The following is a 25,847-nucleotide window of genomic DNA, read 5'->3' as shown; positions in this document are numbered from 1 at the left end:
AAGGCCAGTTGTCATTGTGATTGATGCCAGGCCCTGCGCCGCGAAGAGCCCGCTCTCGGAGAGCATCCTTGCCCGTCATGTCGTTTTTCTCGATGCCCCCGATGCCGTGGCCTCAGTCGCAGAAGCGCCGGCATGGAGACCAGTACTTCATCAGCAGGAAGTAGGTCAGCCCGGCCGGAAGCAGGCTGGCGTACCAGGAGACGGTGGAGATACTGAAGGCCGCGACCACGCCCACCAGGGTGGCGATCACTGCCCCGAGATTCACGCCGCGGTAGGGCCCGCTCGAGTCGTACAGCTTGTCGAGATCCAGGGTGCGGCGGCGGATCAGGTAGTAGTCGACCACCAGGATGGCGAAGATTGGGCCGAGAAAGGCGGAGTAGGTCTGCACGAAGACCTGCAGGCCGGCGGCGGACTCGTCCTTCACCAGCTCCCAGGGGAAGGTGGCGAAGGCCAGCAGGCCGACAACGACCGCGGCCGTGCGGTACTTCAGCTTGAAGGTATCCATCAGCACGTAGGTCGGCGGTACCACGTTGTTGAGCACGTTGGTGGTGACCTGGGCGAAGGCGATGAACAGCAGGGTGGTCATCAAAAGCGGCGTATTGTCGACCGCATTGGCGAAGACCTTGATCGGATCGGCGACGCCGGTGGCTTCGGAGACCATATAGCCGATCAGCCCCATGAACAGCGTGCAGGGCAGGATCGACATGGCGTAGAGGGTGGTCAACAACCCCGGGCCGCTGCCCTCCTTGTGCTCACGGGAGTAGTCGCTGACGTTGAGCATCATGGTGCTGTAGATACCCAGGAACAGCATGGTCGCGCCCCAGAAGGGCATGCCCCAGGAGCCCTTCATGGTCAGCAGGCTGGCCGAGAGTTCGTCGCCGTAGCGCTGCGTGGTGCTGTAGAACATGTAGACCAGCGAGGCCAGGATGAAGGCGCTGCCGATGTTCTCCAGCCACTTGATGCCCTGGAAGCCCGTTACCGACAGGGCGATCTGCAGGAACTGGAAAGCAATGAAGTAGAAGATCAGATTGTCGAAGCCGAACAGAGTCGCCGAGACCATGTTCAAGGCGCCGGCGCCGATCCAGCTCTGAAAGCCGTACCAGACGATGGCGGGCACGGCGCGTACCAGCCCCGGCAGGCGGGTGCCGCTGAAGCCGAAGGCGCTGCGTGCCTGCACCATGAAGGGAATGCCGTACTTGTAGCCGGCGGCACCGTTCAGAGCCAGGGCGATACCGATCACGAAGCACCCGATGGTGATCGCCAGCGTCGCCTGGAGCAGGTTCAGCGTGCCGACCACGCTGGATCCCATGGTGAAGGTGCCGATCGACACGCAGCCACCGAACCAGGCCAGCAGATAGGAAGTGCGACCCATGATGCGGGTCTTCTGTGGGGCCAGCGACTCCTGGCCGGCGGCCTTGGTGGCCGTGTCGGTTGGCTCGGCCGATAGAGGCTGGGCCGCATTGGGGTCATGACGCATGCTGTCGTCCTCGCAAGATGGGATCACTGTTGTTGTTGTCCCGGTCTGGAACCGGGCGAACTCTTGCGGCGTGCTACTCGGGCTTTAGGGTTTCATGTGGCGCTATCCTGGGTGATGGCTGTGTGACGGGGCGACCTGTCCAGCAGGGGGCGGCCCTTGTGGTTCGTGTCACTCGCACAAGAGCTTGCGCGGGTTCTGTGTGAGAGCCCTGTGCGAGAGCCATGTACGAGAGTCCTATGTGCGTCATGTGCGCGTCATGTGAGACAGATGCTCGAAGCGCCCGGTGAAGGCCTTGGGTCGGGGAAAGGCCAGATCACCGACCTTGCTGGTGCCCAGCCCCAACCCCACTAGGGCTTCGCTGAGCTTGACCGCAGCGGTCACGCCCTCGACCACCGGCAGGCCGACGGCGTCGCCGATCTCACCGGTCAGGTCGGCCATGCCCCCGCAGCCCAGGACGATGGCGCCGATGCCATCCTCGTCCCGGGCGCGTCGGCACTCCTCGATGATGCGGGTCAGCGCCGCCTCGCCGTCGCTCTCCAGATCCAGCACCGGGATCTCGGCCGCGCGCACGCGGCGGCAGTGGTGGCGAAAGCCGTACTGGTCGAGCAGGTGTTCGGCGATGATGCCGGTGCGACCCAGGGTGGTGACGATGGAGAAGCGGGTGCTGATCAGCGTGGCCATGTGGAAGGCCGCCTCGGCGATGCCGATGACCGGGGCGCGGGTCAGCTCGCGGGCGGCCAGCAGCCCCGGGTCGCCGAAGCAGGCGATGATGTAGGCATCCACGCCCTCGCGCTCCCCCGCCATGACCTCTTCGAGCACGCCGACGGCGCTGATGGCTTCATCGAAGTGGCTCTCGATGGAGACCGGGCCGCTCTTGGGGGTCGTCGCCACGATCTCGGTGCCCGGCGAAGCGATATGTGAGGCCGCCTCGCCGATGGTCGTGGTCATGCTGGCGGTGGTGTTGGGATTGATGACGCGAATCCGCATCGGGGGATGACTCCTGAACGAGGCTCGACGCGACGCGGCAGCAGGGCATCGAGGCCTAGCGTTGTGGGTAATGAGCTATAGCCTTTGTATACAAAAAAATCTAAGCGAGATGGCGGCGCAACGCAAGCAGGATGACCTCGCCCGCGCCGCCATGCAGGCGGCGCCTGGGCGGCCATCATCGAGCTTTTCAAGCCATGTCAGTAGGTTGGCATCTGCCATCGAATGATTTTCGCCGGGCGCTTTCGTATACAGCATCTGGCGCGATGCCTGAGTGCGAGACAGTCGGCTCGTGCCGGCGCATCATGGGCAGGCTTGCAGCGTGAATGGATACAATTCATGTTGCTCTCGTATGCATGCATTCTCGTGCCGCCGATCGCGTACCGACAGCGAACCTCGGCAGCGGAGCCGGCACTGGGCAAGGTACTAGAACAAGGAATTCTGCAATGACGTCTTCCGCGCATGACGGTTATCCCCGCGACCTGATCGGCTACGGCCGTAACCCGCCCCAGTCCAACTGGCCCGGCCAGGCCCGGGTCGCGGTACAGTTCGTGCTCAACTACGAGGAGGGCGCGGAGAACTGTGTGCTTCACGGCGATGCGCACGCCGAACAGTTTCTCTCCGAGATCGCCGGTGCCGAGGCCTACCCCGATCGTCATCTGAGCATGGAGTCGATCTACGAGTATGGCTCCCGCGCCGGGGTGTGGCGGGTGCTCAAGGAGTTCGAGCGGCGCGGCCTGCCGTTGACGGTGTTCGGCGTGGCGATGGCGCTGGAGCGCCACCCGGAAGCCGCCCAGGCGTTCCGCGAGCTGGGCCACGAGGTGGCCTGCCACGGCTATCGCTGGATCCACTACCAGAACGTGCCGGAGGCAGTGGAGCGGGCGCACCTGCAGCGCGCGCTGGCGATCTTCGAGTCGCTCTACGGCGAGCGCCCGCTGGGCTGGTACACCGGCCGTGACAGCCCCAATACCCGGCGGCTGCTGGTGGACGAGGGTGGCTTCCTCTACGACAGCGACTACTACGGCGACGATCTACCGTTCTGGCGCGATGTCGACGACAGCCAGGGGCGCAGCCAGCGCCATCTGATCGTGCCCTACACCCTGGACAGCAACGATATGCGCTTCGCCTCGCCCACGGCTTCGATCATGGCGAGCCGTTCTTCCAGTATCTGCGTGACGCCTTCGACGTGCTCTATGCGGAGGGGGCCGAGACGCCCAAGATGCTCTCGATCGGCCTGCACTGCCGACTGATCGGACGCCCCGGGCGCTTTCGCGCGCTGCAGCGCTTCCTCGATCACCTCGAAGCCCACGACCGGGTGTGGATAACCCGGCGTGTGGATATCGCCCGCCACTGGGCCAGCCAGCACGGCTGGAGCTGAGCCAGGGAACGACAGTCAGGAAACGACAGTCAGGGAACGAGAGACAGGGACAGCACGCATGCAGGGCCATATCGGACGTCAGCTCCAGCAGCGCTTCGGCGAACTGGCGCCGCAGGAGCGGCGAGTCGCCAGCTTCATTCTGGATCACTTCGAGGATCTCGCGATCTACAGCGCCGCCGACCTGGCACGTCTCTCGGGGGTCTCCAAGGCCACCGTGACGCGGCTGTTCCGGCGCTTGGGCTATGCCGATTTCAAGGCGGTCAAGGCCCATGCCCGGGAGCTGCGCCACGTCGGCGTGCCGCTGGCGGCGGGCAGCGACGCCTTGGGTGAAGGTGCCGAGCGCTATTCCCGGCACCTGGCCCGCGAGCAGGAGAATCTGCAGCGTGTCTCGAAGGGCTCTCGGCGGCCGGCTTCGAGGCGGTGATCGACGCGCTCGACGCCGCGCCGCGGCTGGCGGTGGTGGGCTATCGCAACAGTTACCCGCTGGCGCTGCATCTGCGCCAGCAGCTACTGCAGTGCCGCCCCGGCGTGGCGCTATGGCCGGCGCCCAATCAGTCGCTGGCCGAGGAGCTCGCCGAGCTCGATCCCGAGACCCTGGTGGTGCTGTTCGGCTTCCGCCGCCGGCCGCGGGTGTTCGAGGCGCTGATCGAGACCCTGGCGGCGCGCGGGCAGCGCTGTGTGCTGATCGGCGATGCCACCACCGCGCGCTACGCCGAGCATGTCACCTGGCGGCTCGAATGTCCGCTGGACAGCGTCTCGGCGTTCGACAGCTACGCCGCGCCGATGAGCCTGATCTGCCTGCTGGCCAACGCCCTGCTGCACCGTCGGCTGGCATCGGGGCGGGCACGGATCGACGGCATCACCGATCTGTATGAGTCGCTCGACGAGCTGGGCCCCTGAACTCGACTGCCGCCGCGCCGTCGACGCGGCGGCAGCTCTCGTACCAGCCCTAACCCTGCCAGCCGCTGGCCTGGGCAAACAGTAGCAGGGCCACGGCGATCGCCACCCAGGCGCCGAACAGCGGCAGGAAGAAGCGCACCCAGCGCTGCCACGGCACGCCGGCCAGGGCCAGGGTGGCCATGAAGTAGCCGGAGGTGGGGTAGAGGATGTTGCCGATCCCGTCGCCCAACTGATAGGCGAGGACCGCGGTCTGGCGGGTCACCCCGAGCAGGTCCGAGAGCGGCGCCATGATCGGCATGGTCACCAGCGCCTGACCGCTGCCGGAGGGCACCACGAAGTTGAAGCCGAGCTGGGCCAGATACATGCCCAGCGCCGAGAACAGTGTGGGCAGGCCGCCCACCGCGACACCGAGGCCGTGGACCATGGTGTCGAGCACCTGGCCATCTTCCAGCACCACGGCCACGGCGCGGGCGATACCGGCGATCATGGCGCCGACCATGACGTCGCGGAAACCCTCGTTGAAGCCTTCGCAGATGGCATCGACCTTGAGCCCGGCGATCAGGCCGACGACGATACCCATGACGATGAACAGCCCCGCCATCTCGAGCATGAACCAGCCCTGCCCGAGCACGCCGTAGACCAGCGCGGCGAAGAAGCCCAGGGCGGCCAGGATGGCGGCCTTCTGTCGCCCGCTGGCGCGCGGCTTGTCGGCATCCAGCGCATGCTGGTAGTGGTGCCGCTTGGCGTGCTCGCCGGCGTCGTCGTCGAGCAGGCTGGCGCTGGCGTCGTCACGCACCCGGCGGGCATAGCGCAGCACCCACACCACGGCCACCGCGAGCATGGCGACCAGCGCCACCAGGCGCAGGCCGAAGCCCGAGTAGAGCGGCAGATGGGAGAGCTGCTGGCCGAGCCCGGTGTTGATCGGGTTGAGCACGCCGGCGGTGAAGCCGGCGGTGGTGGCACACAGCGCCACCGCGGCGGCGACCACCGAGTCGAAGCGCAGCGCGATCATCAGCGGCAGAATCACCGGCACATAGACCAGCGACAGCTCCTGGGTGCCGATCAGCGTGGCGATGACGGCGAACAGCGTCATCAGCACCGGAATCACCCACAGGCTGCGCCCGGCGAAGTGGCGGGTCAGGTTATCCACACCCAGTTCGATGATGCCGGTACGCCGCAGCACCGCGAACATGCCGCCGATGATCAGGGTGAAGAACACCACCTGGCCGGCGCTCATCAGGCCGTTGGGGATCGCCAGCAGGAAGTCGGTTAGCCCGGTCGGCGTGGCGGGCACGTAGTGGAACGAGGCCGGGTCGATGGTGGTGCGTCCCGCTGGCCCCGGCACGCGCTCGTAGACGCCGGCGGGGATCAGGTAGGTGGCGATGGCCGCGAGGATGATGAAGAGGAAAAGGATGGCGTAGATATGCGGTATATGAAACGATCGTTTCTTGTGCGAACGGTCAAGATCCGCCTCGGATGATGGGCTCATGGACGCTTCGTCCTCTCTGTCGTGTTGCTGTTGTGATGTCCGGTCGAACCGGCTGAGAGCGCGTGCCTGCGGCGTATGACGCCGCCCCCGGTTTATTCTTGTGGTGACGCCCTGGGCGTGTCCGAAGCGCGGGGCCGTTCGGACCCGATCGATAGTTTCACAACTCGATGGCCGCGAAAAGCCCTCTTCCGTTACGCTGGTTTCATTGGCGTTTCACGCGCGTTTGCTTGATGTTTCACTGGCCTGTGCCGGCCCGGGGCTCGGTCGCGAGCCTGCCCGGGTGACACCGTGCCTTCACCGAGGAGGACCCATGTCGCAATCCGACGCTCCCCGTGGCGCCCAGCCGCCACGTCGCTATTACGCCCCGCATGGCGGTCTACCGCCGCAGAGCCAGTTGATCCATGACCGCGCGGTATTCACCGAAGCCTACGCGGTGATCCCCAAGGGGGTGATGAGCGATATCGTTACCAGCTACCTGCCGCACTGGGAAAAGACCCGGCTGTGGGTGCTGGCGCGCCCGCTCTCCGGCTTTGCCGAAACCTTCTCCCAGTACATCATGGAGGTTGCTCCGGGCGGTGGCAGCCAGCGCCCCGAGTCGGACCCGGAAGCCGAGGGCGTGCTGTTCGTGGTCGAAGGGGAGATGGCCCTGACCCTGGCCGGCCAGGCGCATGTCATGACCCCGGGGGGCTACGCCTACCTGCCGCCGGGGTGTGACTGGCAGTTGCACAATCACGCCGCTGAGGCGGTGCGCTTTCACTGGATCCGCAAGGCCTATGAGGTCGTCGAGGGGGTGGAGGTGCCGCCGGCCTTCGTCACCAACGAGCAGGAGATCGCGCCGACGCCGATGCCGGATACCGACGGCCGCTGGGCGACCACACGCTTCGTCGACCCCACCGACCTGCGCCACGACATGCATGTCACCATCGTCACTTTCCAGCCGGGCGGGGTGATCCCGTTCGACGAGACCCACGTGATGGAGCATGGCCTCTATGTGCTCGAGGGGCGCGCGGTCTATCACCTCAATCAGGACTGGGTCGAGGTCGAAGCCGGCGATTTCATGTGGCTGCGCGCCTTCTGCCCGCAGTCCTGCTATGCCGGCGGGCCGGGGCCGTTCCGCTATCTGCTCTACAAGGACGTCAATCGGCAGATGCCGCTGCGGCTATCGCGCCGCTGAGTCCAAGGCCCGGACCCGGCGTTCATCACTTCAGCGCCCATCGTCAGCGCTCACGGCCAAATCGCGTCAGGCGGTAAGGCGCGAACGCCGGCAGGTCGTGCGCGGGTGATGCGGCGCTCGGGCCCGCGGTGGCGGTGGTGTCATCGCCTGAGCGCGCCAGGGCGGCGATCATCTCGGCGCTGATCGCCGCCTGGGTCAGCCCTAGGTGCTGGTGACCGAACGCCAGCAGCACGCGCCCGCCCCGGGCACGGTCGATGATCGGCAGCGAGTCCGGCAGCGAGGGGCGAAAGCCCATCCAGGTACTGGCATCGGTGATGTCGAGCTCCTGCGTGAACAGCCCCTTGCTGAGACGATGCAACTGCCAGGCGCGCTCCAGGTTGGGCGGGCGCTCGAGTCCGGCGAACTCCACCGTGCCGGCCAGGCGCAGGCCGTCGGGCAGCGGCGTCATGATGAAGCGGCGCTCGAAGGCGGTGACCGCGAACGGCAGCCGTGCCTGCTCGCGGGGTAGCATCAGATGGTAGCCGCGCTCGGTGTCCAGCGGCACGCGGACGCCGGTCAGCGCCTCTGTCAGCGCTGCCGAGTGGGCGCCGCAGGCGATCAGCACGCGGGCGACCCGCAGCGTGCGCTGTGTGGTGGTCAGCGTGACGCCCTCCGTTGTGGTGTGGCCGTCGCGCACCCGCTCGCGGAGAAAACGCACGCCTTCGCGCCGCGCCGCCTCGGCCAGGGTCTCCACCACCCGCAGCGGATTGAGGAAGTGGCCGGTGGCGGGAAAGAAGAGCCCGCCGCGCAGGCGTGGCGAGAGTGTCGGCGCCGCGGCATGAAGCTTGGCGGCATCCCACGGTTCCACCGGCACGCCCTGGGCGCGGGTGCGCTCGGCCAGCGCCGTCAGCAGCGCCAGCGAGTCCGGCTTCTCGTAGGCCAGCACCGAGCCCTGCTGGTGCAGCAGGGGACCGGCGTCCACCGAGGTCAGCAGCCGCTGCCCAGGCGCCCAGGCTAGCGCCGTTGAGCGCGCCGAGTCCGGCCACGCTGGCGCGGTAGGGCCCGGGCGCAGGTTCCACAGCAGGCGCGCGAACCACGGCAGCCCGCGTGGCAGGTGGCGCCAGTCCAGACGCAGAGGCCCCAGCGGGTCGAGCAGCATGCACGGCAGGCGCTTGAGGATGCCGGCATCGGCGATGGGGAAGACCTGCTCGGTGGCCAGATGGCTGGCATTGCCGAAGGAGGCCCCCATGCCCGGTGGCTGCGGGTCGAGCACCAGCACGCGCTGGCCCTGGCGAGCCAGCGCCAGCGCGCAGCAGACGCCGACGATGCCCGCGCCGACCACGGCGATATCCGCATCTGAAGCGCGTCGGGCGTCCGAAGAGCCCCGGGCATTCGGCGAGGCAGGGGTGGTGGAGAGTGGGCATGGGCAGGCGTCTCGCGCTGGGTAGCGCGCGATGACTCGTCCTGGCGCGCATCACGATGATGGCTTTGTAGATTGTATAAAATCCATCATGCCCGCCGCCGGAGCGCTTGTCGATGGCTATCGTGGGTGGTGCGCAGGGATCACGGGCGGTGCGGGAAGACGGCGCGTGATCTCGTCGACGCTGGATGCGCGGGACGGCTCGCGCTCAGGCCTGGCTGGCCAGATTGCGCTCGAGTACTGCGACGATCCCCTCGCAGGCGTCGAGGATATGCCGTTCGAGCACCTGGCAGGCGCCTGGGCGTCACCCTGGCGGGCGAGATCGAGCAGCGCGTGGTGCTCGCGCTCGGCCTTTTCGATCTGGCGGGTGTAGAGCAGCTGCATGCGGATGTAACGATCCGACTTGGTATTGAGCTGAGCGATCATCGCCATCGCCTCGGGCAGCTCGGCGGGGGCGTAGAGGGCGCGATGAAAGGCGAAGTTGAAATCGCTCCAGTGATCGATCTGGCGCCCGGCATTCAGGGCGTCGTCGTAGTCGCTCAGGATGGTCTCGGCCTGTGCCAGGTCCGTGGGGGTCAGACGCGGGATGGCACGTTCGAGTACGTAGCCCTCGACCAGCACGCGCAGGTCGAACAGCTCACGGATCTTGGCCACCGACAGCTCAGTGGTGAAGGCGCCGCGGTGGGCGTGGAACTCGACCAGCCCCTCCGCTTCCAAGGTCAGCAGTGCCTCGCGTACCGGAATTCGGCTGACGCCGTAATCCTTGGCCAGGGCATCCTGGCGCAGTTGGGTACCGCCGCTGAATTCGCCGCCGAGAATGCGTCGGCGCAGATCGTCGGCGACGTACTGGGCCCGGGTCTTGAATGGCATGATGTGGGGACTGTGTGGGAATTTTGCATATTGTGTACAAATGCCCCGATGGCGTCCATCCGTTACCGGGATCATGGTTCGTGGCTTGGGGGTGAGAGCTCGGGTTTCAGAGTTTGGGGTCGAGAGCTCGGAGTCGGGAGCTCAAGATCGGGAGCTCAAGATCGAGAGCTCGGTGTCAGGTGTCAGCCGAGAGCGCTGGCGCGCGGCGTCCCCAGTCGCAGCAGCGCCTTTTGCAACACGATGAAGGCCAGCAGCAGCACGCCGATGGCGATCTTGGTCCACCAGCTCGAGAGCGTGCCGTCGAAGACGATATAGGTCTGGATCAGCCCCATGGTCAGCACCCCGAACAGGGTTCCGAACACATAGCCGGCGCCGCCGCTGAGCAGGGTGCCGCCGATCACCACGGTGGCGATCGCGGTCAGCTCGGTGCCGACCGTCGCCAGCGGATAGCCGGAGCCGGTGTAGAGCGCGAAGACGATACCGCCGAGGCCCGCCATCAGCCCCGAAAAGGCGTAGATCATCACCGTGGTGCGCCCGACCCGGCTGCCCATCAGCCGCGCAGTCTGCTGGCCGCCGCCGAGGGCGAACACATTGGCGCCGAAGCGAGTGCGATGGGCGACCACGTGGCCCACCACGAAGGCCAGCAGCATGATCACCCCGATCAGGGTCAGCCGCCCCTTGCCCGGCATCAGCCAGTAGGTGCTCTGGAGGGTGTCGAAGAAGGGGTGGTCGATTGCCACTGAATCGATGGTCAGCATGTAGGCCACGCCGCGGGCGAGGAACATCCCGGCCAGGGTGACGATGAACGGCGGCATGCCCAGGCGGTGGATGAGCGCGCCCATGGCCGCGCCGAAAGCGGTGGTGAGAGCCAGCAGCAGGGCGAAGACGAGCACCGGGTGCAGCCCGGTATCGCGCAGCATGACCGCGATGAAGACGCCGGAGAAGGCGATGACCGCACCCACCGACAGGTCGATACCGCCGGAGAGGATCACCACCGTCATGCCGACCGCGACGATGCCCAGATAGGCGTTGTCGGTCAGCAGATTGCCAGCCACCCGGGTGGACAGCATGTAGGGGAACTGTACATAGCAGATGGCGTAGGCGATGACGAAGATGGCGATGGTCGCCAGCAGCGGATAGCGCCGGGGGTTGATCATGGGCTCGCCCTCTCTTTTTTCGTCGCCGGAGCGGGATGGCGCAGGCGTGTCAGGCGCGCGGCCACCCGCTTCAGGTCGCCCGCCAGCAGGGGCGACTGCAGCACTAAGATGGCGACCACCAGCGCGGCCTTGATGACTAGGTTGTATTCGGTCGGGAAGCCCGCCAGCAGGATGCCGGTATTGATGGTCTGGATGATCAGCGCACCGATCACCGCCGCCGGGATCGAGAAACGCCCCCCGAGCAGCGAGTTGCCGCCGATCACCGTGGCCAGGATGGCGTCCAGCTCCAGCCACAGCCCGGCGTTGTTGGCATCCGCCCCGCGAATGTCGGCGGTGGTGACGATCCCCGCCAGCGCCGCACACAGCCCCGAGATCATGTAGACCGCGAGCAGGATGACGCGGGCGTTGATCCCGGTCAGCGCGCTGGCCCGGCGATTGATGCCCACCGCTTCGATCAAGAGCCCCAGCGCGGTGCGCCGTACCACCACCACGGTCAACGTCGCCGCCGCCAGCCATAGCCAGACCGGCACCGGGATGCCGAGCAGATGGCCGGAGCCGAGGAAGCTGAACGCCGGCAGGTTGAAGGTCAGGATGCGCCCTTCGGTGATCAGTTGGGCGATACCGCGCCCGGAGATCATCAGGATCAGGGTGGCGACGATCGGCTGGATGCCGAGGAAGGCGATCAGACAGCCGCTGAACAGCCCCGCGCACAGGCCGGCGGCCAGCGCCAGGCCCAGCGCCCAGAGCAGCCCGTGGCCGGCGACGATGGCCGCCGCGGCGACCGCGCCGGTGATCGCCATGACCGTGCCCACCGAGAGATCGATACCGCCGGTGGCGACCACCAGGGTCATGCCGATCGCCAGCAGCGCCACCGGCGCACCGCGCTTGAGCACGTCGATCACCGGGCCGATCAGCCGGCCGTCGCTGTAGTGCAGCTGCAGGAAGTCGGGGAAGACCGCACTGACCAGCGCCACCAGCACGGCCAGGGTGATCAGCTGCGGCAGCACGCGTTTCACGCCGGCGGGCATCATGCGGGGGCCTCCTCGGTGTGGGTGTCGGCGCTGGCGATCGCCCGCACCACCGGTTCCAGGCCGATCTCCTCGCCGACCAGGGTGGCGACCTGGCGCCGGTCGCGCAGCACGATCACGCGGTCGGAGACGGCGATCAGTTCGTCCAGCTCGGAGGAGATCACCAGCACGGCCATGCCCTTGGCGGTCAGCTCGCGGATCAGGGTGAGGATCTCGGCGTGGGCGCCGACATCGATGCCGCGGGTCGGCTCGTCGAGAATCAGAAAGCGCGGGTTCATCGCCAGCCAGCGCGCCAGCACCACCTTCTGCTGATTGCCGCCGGAGAGCTCGCCGATCGCCTTCTCGGCCCCCGAGGTGCGGATATCCAGGCGTGCGATATAGTCGTTGGCCAGCCGCTGCTGTTCGGCGCGGGGGATCGGCCGCATCCAGCCGCGGCGGGCCTGCAGCGCCAGGATGATGTTCTCGCGGATCGACAGCTCGGCGACGATCCCGTCGGTCTTTCGGTCTTCCGGGGCGAAGCCGAAGCCGGCGGCGATGGCGTCGCGCGGGCCGCGCAAGTGCAGCTCGTCCGCGCCTTTGCCCCCATCTGTGCCCTCGACATCGCGAACGCGGCCGCTGTGGGCGCGCTTGATGCCGAACATCACCTCGGCGGTCTCGGTGCGACCCGAGCCCAGCAGGCCCGCCATGCCGATCACCTCGCCGCGCTGGATGCTGAGATCGAACGGCTCGATATGCCCGCGGCGGCCCACCTGCTCGAAGGCGAGCAACGGCTCCCCGGCGGCCTCCGTGTGGCCCTCGGCACGCCTGGCGGCATGCTCCTCCGCCGCCAGTTCACGCCCCAGCATGTGTTCGATCAGACGTACCCGGTCGAGTTCGTCACAGCGCGCGGTGACGATCCTGCGGCCGTTGCGCAGCACCGTGATGCGGTCGCACAGCGCGTACACCTGATCCAGAAAGTGCGACACGAGAGGATACCCAGGCCCTGATCGCGCAGCCGGCGCACCACCGCGAACAGCATCTGCACCTCGCGGTCGTCGAGACTCGCGGTGGGCTCGTCGAGAATCAGCACCTTGCCCGACAGCGCCACCGCGCGGGCAATCGCGACCAGTTGCTGCACCGCCACCGAGTAGCTGCCGAGATCGCGGTCGAGGTCGATCGCGAGCCCGTAGCCTTCCAGCATCGCCGCCGCCTGGCGGCGCTGGGCGCGGGTGTCGACGATGCCGAAGCGTCGCGGCTCGTGGCCGAAGGTGAGGTTCTGGGCCACGGTCAGGTTGGGCAGCAGGTTGACCTCCTGGTAGACCGTGCCGATACCCAGCGCCTGGGCCTGGGCGGTGGAGTCCGGTGATATCGGCGCGTCATCCAGCAAGAGCGTGCCGGCGTCGCGGCGATAGGCGCCGGTGAGGCACTTGATCAGGGTCGACTTGCCGGCGCCGTTCTCGCCCAGCAGCGCGTGCACCTCGCCGCGGGCGAGATCGAAGTCGACCGCATCGAGCGCCTTCATGCCGACGAAGGTCTTGGTCAGTGACTGGATGGCAAGCAGCATGGTCGGTCACCCCGAGTGAGCGGGCACCGCGGCGTCGAGAGCGCCGGGTGGAGAGGGCGGAAGGCCGGCAGCGTGCGATGCCGGCCGCAGGCGTGGCTTAGAACGCATGGCACAGCCGCTAGACGATGTGAGCTTGTCCGGCGGCAGGGCGTCGCGAGGGCGCTATGAACCCCTCCTTGGGCGCTACCTTTGCCATCCCTGGCAAAGGACCCTCGCTTTGCCCTGCCCCCAGCGCCCATGGTCAGAGAGTTTGGACATGGACGATCAGTAACCCAGATCCTTGCGCCGCTGGTATTCGCCCTCGGGGTCGTCGCTCTGGGTGTAGAGCTTGGAGTCGGTCTGGATGAACTTGGGCGGCTGGGTGCCGTCCTTCCAGTAGGCTTCGAGCGCGTCGAAGGCGGGGCCCGCCATGTTGGGCGTCAGCTCCACCGTGGCATTGGCGTCGCCGTTGGCCATCGCCTTGAAGTAGTCGGGCACGGCGTCGATGGAGATGGTCAGAATCTCCTTGCCGGGGTGCAGGCCGGCCTCCTTCATCGCCTGAATGGCGCCGATCGCCATATCGTCGTTATGCGAGAACAGTGCGCAGATATCGCGCCCGCCGTTTTCCGCCCGGATGAAACTCTCCATGACCTCCTTGCCGCCGGAGCGCGTGAAGTCGCCGGTCTGGCTGCGCACGATCTTGAGATTGGGGTGGTCGGCGATCGCCTTCTCGAAGCCCTGCTTGCGCTCGATTGCCACCGACGAGCCGGTGGTGCCCTGCAGCTCGACCACGTTGCATGGCTTGCCAGCGACCTTGTCGACCAGCCACTGGCCGGCCACTTCGCCCTCGTGCACGCTGTCGGCGCCCACCGCGGTCATGTAGAGATCCTTGGGCGCATCGATCTGGCGGTCGAGCAGAATCACCGGAATCTCGCTCTCCTTGGCCTCCTTGAGCACGTTGTCCCAGCCGGTGGCCACTACGGGGGCGAGCAGGATGGCATCCACCCCCTGGGCGATGAACGAGCGCAGCGCGGCGATCTGGTTCTCCTGGCGCTGCTGGGCATCCGAGAACTTGAGATCGATCCCGCGCTGCTCGGCCTGCTTGCGGGTGATGGTGGTTTCCGCCGCGCGCCAGCCCGACTCCGAGCCGATCTGTGAAAAGCCGACGACCTGTGCCGCGGATGCGGTGGCACTGAACCCCAACAACGCGAGGCTGAGGGCGAGTGATTTCTTCATCGGTGGTCTCCCGTGATGGCGCCGGTTTCGCCCGTCTTCGTGACAGGCGATGCGCGCCTAATGAGGCGATTGATCGACCGCGGGGTGTCGGTTTGGGGCTGTCGGCCTACTGGATCCAGACCCTGGGGTCGTTGTCGCGAAGACCGTTATCGACACTGTGTCGGCGGTGTTTATTCGGTTGCTCGACCCGGCCCTCGGCACCCATTGTCAGAGGGTTTGGAAATGGGCTCTTAGTGCGTGATTAGTGCTGTTTTAAATACGTCGCTCTTTCTGACGGGGTCTCTCTTGGCTTTTTTATTGAGCGACGAAAGTCATTGAAAACCAATCACGCTTTGGTCGAGTCGATTTTAAAAAGGTTATCGCTCACTGAGCTGAGATGGCGGGCGCGTTTTGAATGAGAGGCGGGGATGACATGTGGGGGAGGAAAAGATGCGGGGGAGGGAAAGCGGGCGCGGCCCCGCCGGGGGCCGCTAAAGTGTCGAATACAGGAGAGTGTCACCAGAAAGGAGCGTCGTCCCGGCCTGGCCGTGGCTCAAGCATCGAGTGCCTGCGACCAGCGCGCATACCACTCGCGGAACTGGGCGTACTGGGTCTCGACGTAGCGCTGCTGGGCCGGGGTGAGCGCGTCGCTCTCATTGAAATGCAGGCGGTACTCGCTATCGCCGTTGAGCACCATCAAATGCTTGTAATAGAGCACCAGATCGGCGCCCTCGTCGAACGAGGAGAGCACCGCCAGCGCGCGCTCCAGCTCCAGCGCCAGACGCCGCGCCTCGGGGTCGCCGCTGGCGGCCTGGCGGCTGAGCTCGACCAGCTTGAGAACCTCCCGCGGCAAGGCGTTGCCGACCCCGGTGATGGCGCCGCTGGCGTTGCAGTCGACGAAGCCGTGCACCACCTGGGTGTCGACCCCCACCATCAGGCTGACGTCGTCGTCCTGTGAGGTGATGTGCTCGGCGGCATAGCGCAAATCCTCGGCGCCGCCGAACTCCTTGAAACCGACCAGATTGGGAAACGCCTCGCGCAGCGCGAAGAACAGCTCGGCGCGGGTGGCGAAGCCGTAGTAGGGGCTGTTGTAGATCACCGCCGGCAGCTCGGGGGCAGCGGCCAGGATCGCCGAGAAGTGCGCGCGCTGGGCGCTGCTGGAGGTGCCGCGGGAGAGCACGCGGGGAATCACCATCAACCCTTGAGCCCCGACTTTGGCCGCATGCGCGGCGTGGGAGACCGCCTCCTTCGAATTGACCGCACCGGTGCCGACGATGACAGGCACGCCGGCGGCGACCAGCCGCGCCACGCCCTCCTGACGCTGAGCTTCACTGAGCAGCGGCCAGTCGCCCATGGAGCCGCAGTAGACCACTGCGCGCATGCCGAGATCGACCAGCTCGCGCCCCTTGGCGACCAGGGCGTCATAGTCGGGCGTGCGCTGTGCGGTGCAGGGGGTCATCAGTGCGGGAATGCAGCCGCTGAAAATGGAATCGGTCATGGTTGTCCTCTGGCATTGTTTTCGGAAGTCATGCGTGTTCGGGAGTGATGCGTGCGCGGCTAGGAGGCGGTGATGCCCCAGGCGAACGGATCATTGTCATCGATCAGCAGGGTGGCATCGGCGGTGACATGGGCGGTGCCGGTGATGAAGGGCAGGATGCGATCGCCTTGCCAGTCGTAGCGCCCCTCGAAGCGGCTGCCGGTGATGCTGGCCTGGACCCAGGTCTCGCCGGGGGCCAGCTTGCCGTCCGCCGCCAGGCAGGCCAGCTTGGCGCTGGTGCCGGTGCCGCAAGGGGAGCGGTCGTAGGCCTTGCCGGGGCAGAGCACGAAATTGCGGCTGTCGGCCGGTGGGTTGCCGTGGGTGTCCGCGGCGAACAGCTCGATATGGTCGATGTGGCCACCGTTCTCGCCGGTGATGGCCTGCGCGTCCAGCGCCTGGCGGATCGCCCAGGTAAAGGCCGTCAGCGCTTCTTCATTGGCCAGCGTCAGCGTCTGCTCGTGCTCGCCCACCAGGAAGAACCAGTTGCCGCCCCAGGCGATATCGCCATGCACCACGCCGTAGCCCGGTACCTCGACCGGCACCCGCTGGCGATAGCGGTAGGCGGGCACGTTGCCCACGGTGACCGCGCCGTCGTCATGGAGAATGGCACTGACCTGCCCCACAGGGGTGTCGATGCGATGGGTGCCCGGCGCCAGCCGGCCGAGATGGTAAAGCGACGCCACCAGCCCGATGGTGCCGTGGCCGCACATGCCCAGGTAGCCCGTGTTGTTGAAGAAGATCACCCCGCAGCTGGCCTCCGGCGAGACCGGCTCGCAGTAGAGCGCCCCCACCAGCACGTCGTTGCCGCGCGGTTCGAGTAGACAGGCCCGCCGCCATTGATCGTGGTGCTCGCGCAGCAGATCGCGCTGGGCGGCCATGTCGCCGGTCAGCGCCGGAAAGCCCGACATCACCAGCCGGGTCGGCTCGCCGCCGGTGTGGGAATCGATGACATGGATACGCTGCATGGGGGCTCCCGTGCCGAGAGGGCGGTGATGGAGGGGGCAGGATCTGAATAATTTTATATTTTATACAATCTATGGAGGGATAAGGGAAGGGTGTGGGGCGGTTTGACCTTGGCAGCAGGCAGCGGAGCGTCAAGCGTCGACAGTGGAGACAAGGAGAGAGACAAGGAGAGAGGCGAGAAGAGGTAGATAGAGTCGTCGGTGGCGGTGGCGAAATCGGTGGCCGTGTTTGTATACGATAGCGGCGTGAACGACCATGAACCGGCGCGACGCGCGCGGCCTCATGGGGTAAAACCGGAGGCGGAACACGACCGTGAGTGATGACAGGAGCAGAGCAGATGCAGGAACTCAACGCGCAGCCGCTGACCGCGGCGGACTTCGCGCCCTTCGGTGAGGTGATCGATGCGCGCATCGGCGAGTCGTTCGCGATCAACGCTGGCCGCACCCAGCGCCACCATGCGCTGGCCAAGGTTGATGTCCGTGATGACGCCACACCGCCGCTGATCAGTCTCTTCGTCAGCCAGCCGGTGACGCTGCCGCTGGAGATCGATCTGCTCGAGCGTCATCCGCTGGGCAGCCAGGCATTCATGCCGCTGCACGAAGAGCGCTTCGTGGTCGTGGTGGCGCCGCCGGGCGACGCCATCGATCCGAGCGCGATTCGCGCCTTCGTCACCGACGGCCGCCAGGGGGTCAACTATCGGGCCGGCACCTGGCATGCGATCCACTCGGTGCTGGAGCGCGAAGGAGAGTTTCTGGTCGTCGACCGTGGCGGTGCCGACAATCTCGACGAGCGGGAGATGAACATTCGGGTCGTGGTGCCGTGACGAGTCGGTCGCCGGCGATGAGCTAGGGTGCCCGTCAGGGGCACCCCAGCTCGTTGGCGTCAGACCGGTTTGCCGCCAACCGCCTTGGCCGGCATGTCGTCCCGCTCCATGCGTTCGCGCTCGGCGTCGATGATCTCGAGTGCCTGTTCCGGTGCCACCTTCGAGGCGGGCGTGACCAGGCTGACGACGACGCCCACGATCAGCGCGACCAGCACGGCGGGGATGCTGGGGTTGCCCCAGAACGCCGCCCAGGCGTCGACGTTGATCACCGCCAAGGAGGTCACCGAGGCCGCCACCAGGGTGGCGATGGCGCCCTGCCAGGTGTAGCGCGGCCAGAAGCGTCCGAGCACGCCGCAGACGAACATCCCTGCCATCACCGTGGCGATCATGCTGGTGATATAGCTGATGACGTTGTTGGAGGTGAGCGCGAACAGCAGCGCCAGGCCGATGGTGACGACCAGCGCCAGACGTGACAGCCCCACGACCTTGCGCGCCGAGGGCGTATGGCCGGTGAACAGCACGTAGATATCGCGCAGCAGGATCGAGACCCCGGCGATGGCATCGGAGCTGGCGCTGGACATGGTCGCCGAGAGCCCCGCTACCAGCAGCAGCAGGCCCAGCCATAGCGGCAGGATCTCGGTGGCGAGGAACGGGAAGGCGAAATTGCTGTTGTTCAGATTTGGGTTGAGCGCATGGGTCGCCATGCCGATGATCGCCGGAATGATCGAGAACAACAGATAGAGCACGCCGGTGATCACGAACGACCTGCGCACCGAGGCCACCGAATGGCCGGAGTAGATGCGCTGGCGGTAGGAGGGGGTCGCCAGCACGCCGACCGCGATCACCGCCGCCAGCGACAGCGCCGGCACCAGGCCGATCTTGCCGATCCCGAGGAAGTCGGTGGCCGCGACGTCCATATGGGCGCCGAGGCTGGAGAAGCCACCGACCTCGACCAGCGCGATGATCGCCATCACGATGAAACCGACGAACAGCACCACCGCCTGCACGGTGTCGGTCCAGACCACCGCCATGTAGCCGCCGATCACGCAATAGATGCCGAAGCCCAGCGCGACCAGGATGCGTGCCATGGTCAGGTCGATCCCCGCCATCCATGACAGATAGAGACCGCCACCGAGGATATGCGCGCCGAGCCAGCCGATACAGGCGATATAGATCAGCACCGCGACGACGTTGCGCACCAGGCGATTGGCGCCGACATAGTAGGAGAGCTCTTCGCTCATGGTCATGAAGCGCAGGTGTCTCACCGGGGCGAACCAGAAAGCCAGCAGCAGCACGCCGATCGCCCCACCGATACCGTAGAGCGCGCCGGCCCAGCCGTTGACGTAGCCGAAACCGACGGCACCCATGCTCGAACCGGTGCCGACCATGGTTGCCACGGTGGTGCCGAGGGTCAGAAAGAGCGGCAGGCTGCGCCCGCCGAGCAGGAAGTCGTCGCCACTGCCACGGCTGTGGCGCGAGACCCAGCAGCCGAATGCGATCATCACGATCACGTAGGCGACGAAGGTGCCGAGGAAGACTTGGCTGTTCATGGCGACCTCTTATAATTGTCCTCCCGGTCGTTGCCGCGACCGGCGCAGTGTGAAATGTCATGTCCTGTGGGGTTTTTCACTGCGGTCGCGCCCTTGCCGGGGCGCGACCACCTTTCTTGCTGTTACTCGAACTTGCCTTCCAAAGCTTCACTGCTGACTATCGAAGCTTTGGCCAGCGCCAAGAAAATCGGATAAATAGCCGAGCGGAATGCAGCGCTAGGCGCACGGCACACAGGGAGCGAGACATAACTGGGGGTTAGGCGAGTTCCCGAGTACCGTGCAACAAAGCGATGCGTCCGTGCAGGCATTTATCAAACGCGATCGGCGCGATAGCACTTGATGTCGACCTCCACCTTGCAGTCCACCACCAGGTCCTGGACGCTGCAGATCCGCGCCGGCGGGTGGTCGCCGAACACTTCCTTGAACACCTTGTTGAACGAGCTGAAGTAGCGCGCGTCGGTCAGCACCGCAGTGACATGGACGACGTCCTCGACGCCATAGCCGGCCTCCTCGGCGATCTTCAGACAGTTGGCGAAGGCCAGCCGCGACTGCTCGACGATGCTGCCCTCGACCACTTCACCGTCGGTCATCGGTGTCTGGCCTGATACGAACAGCCAGCCGCCCGCTTCGGTGGCGCGGGCGAAGGGCAGCTTCTGGCCGCCGGTGCCGACGCCGCCTTCGACGCCATAACGCTTGATGCTCATGAAAAATCTCCTCTCTGGGTCAGGGAAGGCCCCGCGCGACGCGCGGGGCCGATGTGGCATATCAGGCGGCGGGCCGCGAGGGGCGCGATGAAAGCCGCACCTCGCGCCGCAGCAGGCGCCCGCCACGGGGGGCGCAGGCCTGGCCGTGGCGATAGCCGATCACGCCATTGACCACCACCAGCTCGATGCCGCAGGCCGTGGCGATCGGCGCACTGTAGGTGGCGGTGTCCTCGAGGTTGTCGAGGTCGAACAGCACCAGGTCGGCGAAGGCGCCGGGGCGGATCTCGCCGCGGTCGCTGAGGCCGAAGTTGGCGGCGGAGAGCCCGGTCATCTTGCGTACCGCCGCGGCTAGCGGCAGCAGTTGCAGGTCACGGCTGTAATGCGCCAGCACCCGCGGGAAGGCACCCCATAGCCGCGGGTGCGGATGCGGATCGTTGGGTAGGCCGTCGGAGCCCACCATCGATAGCGGGTGCGTCAGCACCTGGCGCATGTCCGCTTCGCTCATGTTGTGGTAGATCGCGCCGGCCGGCTGCAGCCGCCGCGCGGCGTCTTCCAGCGACAGCTTCCACTGCGCGGCGATCGTCTTCAGCGGCTGACGTGCCATCTCTGGGTGCGGGTCGGACCAGGTGATGAAGATCTCGATCTCGTCGGTGACCTGGCCCAGGTCCAGCGTCGAGGAGCCGGCGGTGTAGGGGTAGCAGTCGCAGTGCACGCCGTGACGGCGCGCGGCGTCGTCGAGCTTGGCCAGCGCCAGCGGCGCATTGCCCCAGTTGCCGGCACCGGCGCACTTGAGATGCGAGATCACCAGCGGCGCCTGGCCATGGGCGGCGGTGGCGAAGGCTTCCTCCATCGCCGCGGGCAGCCCGGCGAATTCGTTACGCAGATGCGTGGTATAGACGCCGCCGGCGTGCCCCACCGCCTCGACCAGCGCGTTCATCTCGGCGCTGGTGGCGTGGAAGGGCATTGCGGTAGGCGAGCCCCGAGGAGAGCCCCAGCGCGCCCTCGGCCAGGGCGGTCTCGAGCTGGGCGCGCATGGTGGCGACTCGGCCGGGCTGGCGGAACGGTCGAAGCGGTCCATCACCTGGCTGCGCAGACTGGTGTGCCGATCAGCGCGGCGACGTTGACGCCGGGGCGCGCCGTGGTCACCGCCTCGGCGTAGGCGGCGAAGGTGGGGTAGCGGAAATCCTCGGCGCGTCCGAGCAGGTTCATCGGGTCCGGCACCTCGCCGTCGAGGCTGACCGGGCTGGCGCTGATGCCGCAGTTGCCGACCACCACGGTGGTGACCCCCTGGGAGAGCTTGGGCAGCATCTCTGGGGTGCGGATGACATTGATGTCGTCGTGGGTATGAACGTCGATGAAGCCAGGGGTCAGGGTCAGCCCCGCGGCCGCGATCTCCTCGCGGCCGCGGGCCTCGGCCAGGTCGCCCACGGCGACGATACGCTCGCCGTCGATGGCGACATCGGCGACGAAGGCGTCGCGGCCGCTGCCATCGATGAGACTGGCGCCGCGGATCAGCAGGTCGTGCTGGTGGGGCATGTCGGCTCCTGGCGGCTCAGTCGCCGAGCGGCTGGCGATTGTCGCCACCGCGATGGGCATCGAGGGTGATCTTGAGCCGCCGCAGCTTGTCGCGGGTCCGCGACCGGTGGCGTAGCGCCAGGCCCAGCGCCAGCATGTCGACGGCGGCCATCATGGCGTAGCGTGACGACGATGGAAAATAGATGAAGTCGGTCTCCCGTGAGGCCAGCGGCAGCGCCAGATCGGCGATGCCGGCCAGCGGCGAGCCGACCGCGGTGATCGCGATCACGCGTGCGCCGTATTCGCGGGCCAACTCGGCGGCATCGTTGATCTCGGGGGTGTAGCCGCTGGTCGAGAGCGCCACCACCACGTCTTCCGGCTCCAGGTGGCGGCGACCATACGTGGCAGCAGCGCCTGCGGATAGGCGCTGATCGCATAGCCCAGCCGCACCAGCCGGAACTGCAGCTCCTGGGCCATCACCGTGGAGCCGCCGCCGGCGCCGAAAACCAGGATCTGGCGGGCGCCATCGAGCATCTCTACCGCACCCTCGACGTCGGCCTGCTCCATCAGCGTGCGGTTGAGCGCCAGGGTCTGGGTGGCGCTGTCGTAGATCACGCCGAGGCCATCCTCCTCGTTCGCCTCCTGGATGAAACGGCGCCCTGCGGCCAGGGCTCGGGTCAGGCGGGTCTTGAGGTCGCGCACGTTGCGGCACGCCACCGCTCGGGCGAAGCGGGTCACCGTGGCGTCGCTGACCCCGGCGCGGGCGGCAATCTGGCCGATGCTCGCTTCGGCGACGAAATCGATATCGTCGAAGATCAGCCCGGCGACCTTGCGCTCGGCGGCGCGCAGGCTGGGAAGACGGGCGGTGATCAACGACAGAATGTCGATCTGCTGGCTCACGGAGATCTCCTCTGGCGATAGCCAGTGTCGGGCTGGGGACGCATGCTTATTAGTTTTTATCCTGATTGAGAGATTCGTGAAAATGATTCTCTTATCACCGTCGTCGACGCGCAGCGTCGGCCCCGGCCCATCGTGGCGAAGCGCTCGCTGTCACAGTGATGAGGTCTTGAGAAATGCCTGCAGCCGTGGTGACTCGGGGGTCGAGAACAGCGTCGCGGGCGGACCCTGCTCGGCGATGCGGCCGCTATCCATGAACACCACCTTGTCGGAGACATCGCGGGCAAAGCGCATCTCATGGGTGACCAGCACCATGGTCATGCCCTCCTGGGCGAGACTGCGAATGGTCTCGAGCACTTCGCCGACCCGCTCCGGATCGAGCGCCGAAGTCGCTTCGTCGAACAGCATCACGCGGGGGTTCATGGCAATGGCGCGGGCGATCGCGACCCGCTGCTGCTGGCCGCCGGAGAGCTGGGCGGGGCGGTGATCGCGGCGCTCTAGCATGCCTACCCGCTCCAGCCAGTGGTCGGCCAGCTCCACCGCCTGACGCCTGGGCATGCCGCGCACCCGAGTGAGGCCGAGGGTGACGTTGTCCAGCGCGCTCATGTGCGGAAACAGGTTGAACGCCTGGAACACCATGCCGGTCATCGCCCGCTGGCCGGCGATCTCGCGCTCGCTGGCGCGCACGCGCTGGCCGTTGCGCTGGCGATAGCCGATGCTCTCGCCGCCGATCCGCACCTCGCCCTGGTGGAACTCTTCGAGCAGATTGAGGCAGCGCAGCAGGGTGGTCTTGCCCGAACCGCTGGAGCCGATGTCGAGACCACTTCGCCCTCGTTCACCACGAGGTCGATGCCTTTGAGCACCTCGAGTTCGCCGAAGCGTTTGTGCAGCGCGCGCACTTCCACGATGGGAGTCATGTCGTTCTCCTGGCGGGGCGGTCGAGACGCCGGCCGACGTAGCGTCCGACCTGCTCGATGGCGAAGTCGATCAGGAAATAGATCAGCCCCGCGAGCAGGTAGAACTGCATATTGAGAAAATTGTTGCTGATGATCTGCTGGGTGGTGAGCAGCAGCTCGGCGACGCCGATCACGGAGAGCAGGGTGGACGCCTTGACCATCTCCACCGCGGCGGTGATCCAGGTCGGCAGTGCGTAGCGCAGCGCCTGGGGGAACAGAATGTGGCGAAAGATGCCACCGAAGGTGAGACCGATGGCGCGGCCGGCTTCGATCTGCCCACGCGGCAGCGCCTGCAGGGCGCCGCGCAGGATCTCGCCGACATGTGAGGCGCAGAACAGCGTCAGCGCCAGCACCCCGGCCTGGAAGGCGCCCAGATCGAGACCCACGGCAGACGAGATATAGAAAGTGGCGAGCACCAGGACCAGCACCGGGGTACCACGGATGATGTCGATGTAGGCGCGCGCCGGCCAGCGCAGCGGCTTGATGCCGTAGGTCACGGCGACCCCGATCGCGATGCCCAGCAGCGTGCCCGCGACGATGGCCGAGAGTGAGACGCCGATAGTGACCGCGGTGCCCTGCAGCAACGCATCCCGGTGGCTGAGCACCTGGTCGAAGAAGTAGTCCCACTGCATCTCAGTTCGCCTCAGGACCAGGCGCTTCTCCAGCGCCCGCAGAATCAGCGTGATGGCGTAGCAGCACGATGTAGAGCAGCGAGGCGACCAGCCACACCTCGATCACACGGAAGGTTTCGGAGTTGATCTTGCGCGCATAGTAGGTCAGCTCCGGCACCGCGATGGTGGCGGCCAGCGAAGTGTCCTTGAACAGCGAGACGAAGTTGTTGCCGAACGCCGGCAGCGCGTTGCGGAACATGATTGGCAGCACGATATCGCGCTGAATGCGCGACCGGGTCAGGCCGATCGCCTGGCCCGCCTCGATCAGACCCGGTGGCACGCTCAGCAGCCCGGCGCGGAAGACCTCGGCCATGTAGGCGCTGGTGTAGAGCGACAGAGCGAGCGGAGGATGAAGCTGCTGATCTTGTCCAGCGACAGGCCCAACTGGGGCATGCCGAAGAACAGGAACAGCACGATCACCAGAATCGGCAGATTGCGCAGGATCGAGATCCAGGCGAAGGCGAGGTCGCCAGCCAGCGGCTCGGTGCTCGGGTGGCGAAGGCGACGGCCAGCCCCAGTAGCGAGCCGATCGCGATGGAGACCAGCGCCAGCAGCAGGCCCAGCCCGATACCGCTCAGCAGCAATGGCCACTGCGCCAGGATCGGAGCGAAGTTGAAGTGATAGCTCATGACAGTTCATTCACCGGCGGCGATTCGAGGACAGACCCCCGCGCCAGAGGCTGGCGCGGGGCCCCGGAGTTCAGCGCATCTCGCTGGGGAAACCGGTCTCGGGCGCCGGCGGGCGCTCGCCGAACCACTGCTCGAAAGCCGCGGCGTAGCGCTCGAACTCGACCCCGTTCATCGCCTGCTCGAGGGTGGTGTTGACGAACTGCAGCCAGCGGGCGTCGTCGGCGCACAAACCGCGCAGGCGTAGGACTGCGGGTTCCAGGCGTAGCCGGCGTCGATATAGCGGCCGCTGTTGTTCTTCATGTACCACTTCAGCGTGGAGAGGTCGGTGGCCACGGCGTCAGCGCGGTGGGAGTTGAGCGCCTGATAGATCAGGTTCTGGCTCTCGTACTGGTCCACCTTCGCCTCGGGGAGGGCCTGATGCACCATCTGCTCGGCGTAGACGTTCTGCAGCACCGCCACCGTGATGTCGCTACCGGCCGCCTTGAGCGCGGGGTAGTCGGCATAGTCGCCGCCGTCGAGCATCAGCAGGCCGACGCCTTCACGGTAGTAGGGCACGGTGAACGCAACCTGCTGGGCCCGCGCCGCGGTCACGGTCATCGCCTGGCAGGAAATATCGACCTTGTTGGTCAGCAGGTTGGGGATGCGCGCATCGGACGATTGATTGACGAAGCGCACCTTGCTGGGGTCGTTGAACAGCCCTTGGGCCAGGATATGACCGATTCGGCATCGAAGCCTACGGTCTGTCCATTCTGGGTGAAGTGCCAGGCGGATTGGCGCTGCCGGTGCCGACGACAGCTCGCCGCGCGCGAGCACGTCCTGCAGGGTGTCGGCGTGCACGCGGCGACGCTCATCGAGGAGAGGGCGAATACCGAGATGGCGCCCAGCATCTTGTGGATCGTGGTCATTTGTAGGCTCACCTGTTGTTGATGTTGTTTGCGGCTGCTGCTGTGTGCGGCTGTGATCCGGCGTTCCTGTCTGTCTGACATGATCGGCTGTTTGAAACGATCGG

The 25,847-nt window shown here is 66.5% G+C and carries 27 protein-coding genes and 1 pseudogene; 5 read left to right on the top strand and 23 right to left on the bottom strand.

The window, feature by feature from the left end; all coding sequences use genetic code 11:
- Positions 1-112 precede the first annotated feature (112 nt).
- Both CN538_RS06555 and CN538_RS06550 read right to left on the bottom strand, forming a co-directional pair.
- Positions 113-1,477, bottom strand: coding sequence for an NCS1 family transporter (locus CN538_RS06555; protein WP_106418919.1), 1,365 nt, complete (start codon positions 1,475-1,477; stop codon positions 113-115).
- Positions 1,478-1,720: 243 nt separating this feature from the next.
- Complete coding sequence (locus CN538_RS06550; RefSeq protein ID WP_106418918.1) at positions 1,721-2,464, bottom strand: aspartate/glutamate racemase family protein; 744 nt, start codon at positions 2,462-2,464, stop codon at positions 1,721-1,723.
- Between the two features lie 443 nt (positions 2,465-2,907).
- Here CN538_RS06550 and puuE point away from each other — a divergent pair.
- The 3 genes and pseudogenes from puuE to CN538_RS22180 all read left to right on the top strand — a co-directional run bounded on the left by puuE (position 2,908) and on the right by CN538_RS22180 (position 4,739).
- A pseudogene (gene puuE, locus CN538_RS06545) lies at positions 2,908-3,839 on the top strand (allantoinase PuuE).
- A 58-nt stretch (positions 3,840-3,897) separates the two neighbouring features.
- The gene (locus CN538_RS22185; protein WP_242495608.1) at positions 3,898-4,263 is read left to right on the top strand and encodes a MurR/RpiR family transcriptional regulator; all 366 of its coding nucleotides are present in this window, start codon (positions 3,898-3,900) and stop codon (positions 4,261-4,263) included.
- Positions 4,260-4,739: a MurR/RpiR family transcriptional regulator gene (locus CN538_RS22180; protein WP_242495607.1), complete on the top strand. Its 480-nt coding sequence runs from the start codon at positions 4,260-4,262 to the stop codon at positions 4,737-4,739. Before CN538_RS22185 ends, CN538_RS22180 begins: the two co-directional genes overlap by 4 nt.
- A 49-nt stretch (positions 4,740-4,788) precedes the next feature.
- Here CN538_RS22180 and CN538_RS06535 read toward each other — a convergent pair whose 3' ends face one another.
- Positions 4,789-6,228 carry a YfcC family protein gene (locus CN538_RS06535; RefSeq protein ID WP_035470703.1) on the bottom strand — a complete coding sequence of 480 codons (1,440 nt, stop codon included), beginning with the start codon at positions 6,226-6,228 and terminating at the stop codon, positions 4,789-4,791.
- 310 nt (positions 6,229-6,538) lie between these two features.
- On the opposite strand from CN538_RS06535, the gene CN538_RS06530 reads away from it, so the two are divergent.
- Positions 6,539-7,402, top strand: a complete 864-nt coding sequence (locus CN538_RS06530) for a bifunctional allantoicase/(S)-ureidoglycine aminohydrolase (RefSeq protein ID WP_106418917.1) — start codon at positions 6,539-6,541, stop codon at positions 7,400-7,402.
- Between the two features lie 43 nt (positions 7,403-7,445).
- Here CN538_RS06530 and CN538_RS06525 read toward each other — a convergent pair whose 3' ends face one another.
- The 9 genes from CN538_RS06525 to CN538_RS06490 all read right to left on the bottom strand — a co-directional run bounded on the left by CN538_RS06525 (position 7,446) and on the right by CN538_RS06490 (position 17,095).
- Positions 7,446-8,723 (bottom strand): NAD(P)/FAD-dependent oxidoreductase, encoded by a 1,278-nt coding sequence (locus tag CN538_RS06525; RefSeq protein WP_242495606.1) that lies wholly within the window; start codon positions 8,721-8,723, stop codon positions 7,446-7,448.
- Between the two features lie 198 nt (positions 8,724-8,921).
- Positions 8,922-9,671 (bottom strand): GntR family transcriptional regulator, encoded by a 750-nt coding sequence (locus CN538_RS06520; RefSeq protein ID WP_242495605.1) that lies wholly within the window; start codon positions 9,669-9,671, stop codon positions 8,922-8,924.
- Positions 9,672-9,853: 182 nt separating this feature from the next.
- A complete protein-coding gene (gene yjfF / locus CN538_RS06515; protein ID WP_207233656.1) occupies positions 9,854-10,828 on the bottom strand; it encodes a galactofuranose ABC transporter, permease protein YjfF in 975 nt (324 codons plus the stop codon).
- Positions 10,825-11,859: an ABC transporter permease gene (locus CN538_RS06510; RefSeq protein ID WP_164999522.1), complete on the bottom strand. Its 1,035-nt coding sequence runs from the start codon at positions 11,857-11,859 to the stop codon at positions 10,825-10,827. Before CN538_RS06510 ends, yjfF begins: the two co-directional genes overlap by 4 nt.
- The gene (locus CN538_RS22175) at positions 11,856-12,821 is read right to left on the bottom strand and encodes an ATP-binding cassette domain-containing protein (RefSeq protein WP_242495604.1); all 966 of its coding nucleotides are present in this window, start codon (positions 12,819-12,821) and stop codon (positions 11,856-11,858) included. Before CN538_RS22175 ends, CN538_RS06510 begins: the two co-directional genes overlap by 4 nt.
- Positions 12,710-13,399, bottom strand: coding sequence for an ATP-binding cassette domain-containing protein (locus tag CN538_RS22170; RefSeq protein WP_242495603.1), 690 nt, complete (start codon positions 13,397-13,399; stop codon positions 12,710-12,712). Before CN538_RS22170 ends, CN538_RS22175 begins: the two co-directional genes overlap by 112 nt.
- Positions 13,400-13,663: 264 nt before the next feature.
- Positions 13,664-14,614 (bottom strand): galactofuranose ABC transporter, galactofuranose-binding protein YtfQ, encoded by a 951-nt coding sequence (ytfQ, locus tag CN538_RS06500; RefSeq protein WP_106418916.1) that lies wholly within the window; start codon positions 14,612-14,614, stop codon positions 13,664-13,666.
- Positions 14,615-15,146: 532 nt separating this feature from the next.
- Positions 15,147-16,091, bottom strand: a complete 945-nt coding sequence (locus tag CN538_RS06495) for a dihydrodipicolinate synthase family protein (RefSeq protein WP_106418915.1) — start codon at positions 16,089-16,091, stop codon at positions 15,147-15,149.
- 59 nt (positions 16,092-16,150) lie between these two features.
- The gene (locus CN538_RS06490) at positions 16,151-17,095 is read right to left on the bottom strand and encodes a 4-hydroxyproline epimerase (RefSeq protein WP_106418914.1); all 945 of its coding nucleotides are present in this window, start codon (positions 17,093-17,095) and stop codon (positions 16,151-16,153) included.
- Positions 17,096-17,430: 335 nt separating this feature from the next.
- Between CN538_RS06490 and CN538_RS06485 the strand changes: the two genes are divergently transcribed.
- Positions 17,431-17,916: an ureidoglycolate lyase gene (locus tag CN538_RS06485; protein ID WP_106418913.1), complete on the top strand. Its 486-nt coding sequence runs from the start codon at positions 17,431-17,433 to the stop codon at positions 17,914-17,916.
- A 59-nt stretch (positions 17,917-17,975) separates the two neighbouring features.
- Here the strand turns inward: CN538_RS06485 and CN538_RS06480 are convergent, their stop codons facing one another.
- From CN538_RS06480 to CN538_RS06445, 11 genes are all read right to left on the bottom strand, one after another.
- A complete protein-coding gene (locus tag CN538_RS06480; RefSeq protein ID WP_106418912.1) occupies positions 17,976-19,466 on the bottom strand; it encodes a sodium:solute symporter family protein in 1,491 nt (496 codons plus the stop codon).
- 311 nt (positions 19,467-19,777) lie between these two features.
- On the bottom strand, positions 19,778-20,170 hold the full coding sequence (locus tag CN538_RS06475; RefSeq protein WP_106418911.1) for a RidA family protein: 393 nt from the start codon (positions 20,168-20,170) through the stop codon (positions 19,778-19,780).
- A gap of 61 nt (positions 20,171-20,231) precedes the next feature.
- Positions 20,232-21,134 (bottom strand): amidohydrolase family protein, encoded by a 903-nt coding sequence (locus tag CN538_RS22165; protein WP_242495602.1) that lies wholly within the window; start codon positions 21,132-21,134, stop codon positions 20,232-20,234.
- A 113-nt stretch (positions 21,135-21,247) separates the two neighbouring features.
- A complete protein-coding gene (locus CN538_RS22160) occupies positions 21,248-21,706 on the bottom strand; it encodes an amidohydrolase family protein (protein ID WP_242495601.1) in 459 nt (152 codons plus the stop codon).
- Between the two features lie 16 nt (positions 21,707-21,722).
- The gene (locus CN538_RS22155) at positions 21,723-22,049 is read right to left on the bottom strand and encodes a MurR/RpiR family transcriptional regulator (protein ID WP_242495761.1); all 327 of its coding nucleotides are present in this window, start codon (positions 22,047-22,049) and stop codon (positions 21,723-21,725) included.
- Positions 21,971-22,585 (bottom strand): MurR/RpiR family transcriptional regulator, encoded by a 615-nt coding sequence (locus CN538_RS06465; RefSeq protein ID WP_242495600.1) that lies wholly within the window; start codon positions 22,583-22,585, stop codon positions 21,971-21,973. The genes CN538_RS22155 and CN538_RS06465 overlap by 79 nt, the downstream gene beginning before the upstream one ends.
- A gap of 150 nt (positions 22,586-22,735) precedes the next feature.
- On the bottom strand, positions 22,736-23,347 hold the full coding sequence (locus CN538_RS06460; protein WP_479725171.1) for an amino acid ABC transporter ATP-binding protein: 612 nt from the start codon (positions 23,345-23,347) through the stop codon (positions 22,736-22,738).
- Positions 23,348-23,495: 148 nt separating this feature from the next.
- A complete protein-coding gene (locus CN538_RS06455) occupies positions 23,496-24,170 on the bottom strand; it encodes an amino acid ABC transporter permease (RefSeq protein ID WP_106420567.1) in 675 nt (224 codons plus the stop codon).
- A 1-nt stretch (position 24,171) separates the two neighbouring features.
- A complete protein-coding gene (locus tag CN538_RS26695; protein WP_277985154.1) occupies positions 24,172-24,546 on the bottom strand; it encodes an amino acid ABC transporter permease in 375 nt (124 codons plus the stop codon).
- Positions 24,547-24,625: 79 nt separating this feature from the next.
- Positions 24,626-24,838 (bottom strand): hypothetical protein, encoded by a 213-nt coding sequence (locus CN538_RS26690; protein ID WP_242495598.1) that lies wholly within the window; start codon positions 24,836-24,838, stop codon positions 24,626-24,628.
- Positions 24,839-25,006: 168 nt separating this feature from the next.
- Complete coding sequence (locus CN538_RS06445) at positions 25,007-25,675, bottom strand: transporter substrate-binding domain-containing protein (protein WP_207233655.1); 669 nt, start codon at positions 25,673-25,675, stop codon at positions 25,007-25,009.
- Positions 25,676-25,847: the final 172 nt, after the last annotated feature.

The organism is Salinicola tamaricis (genome assembly GCF_003006155.1).
In the GTDB taxonomy this organism is placed as follows: domain Bacteria; phylum Pseudomonadota; class Gammaproteobacteria; order Pseudomonadales; family Halomonadaceae; genus Salinicola; species Salinicola tamaricis.
The sequence above is the reverse complement of the archived record's forward strand: the minus strand, read 5'-3'. Positions and strand labels throughout refer to the sequence as shown.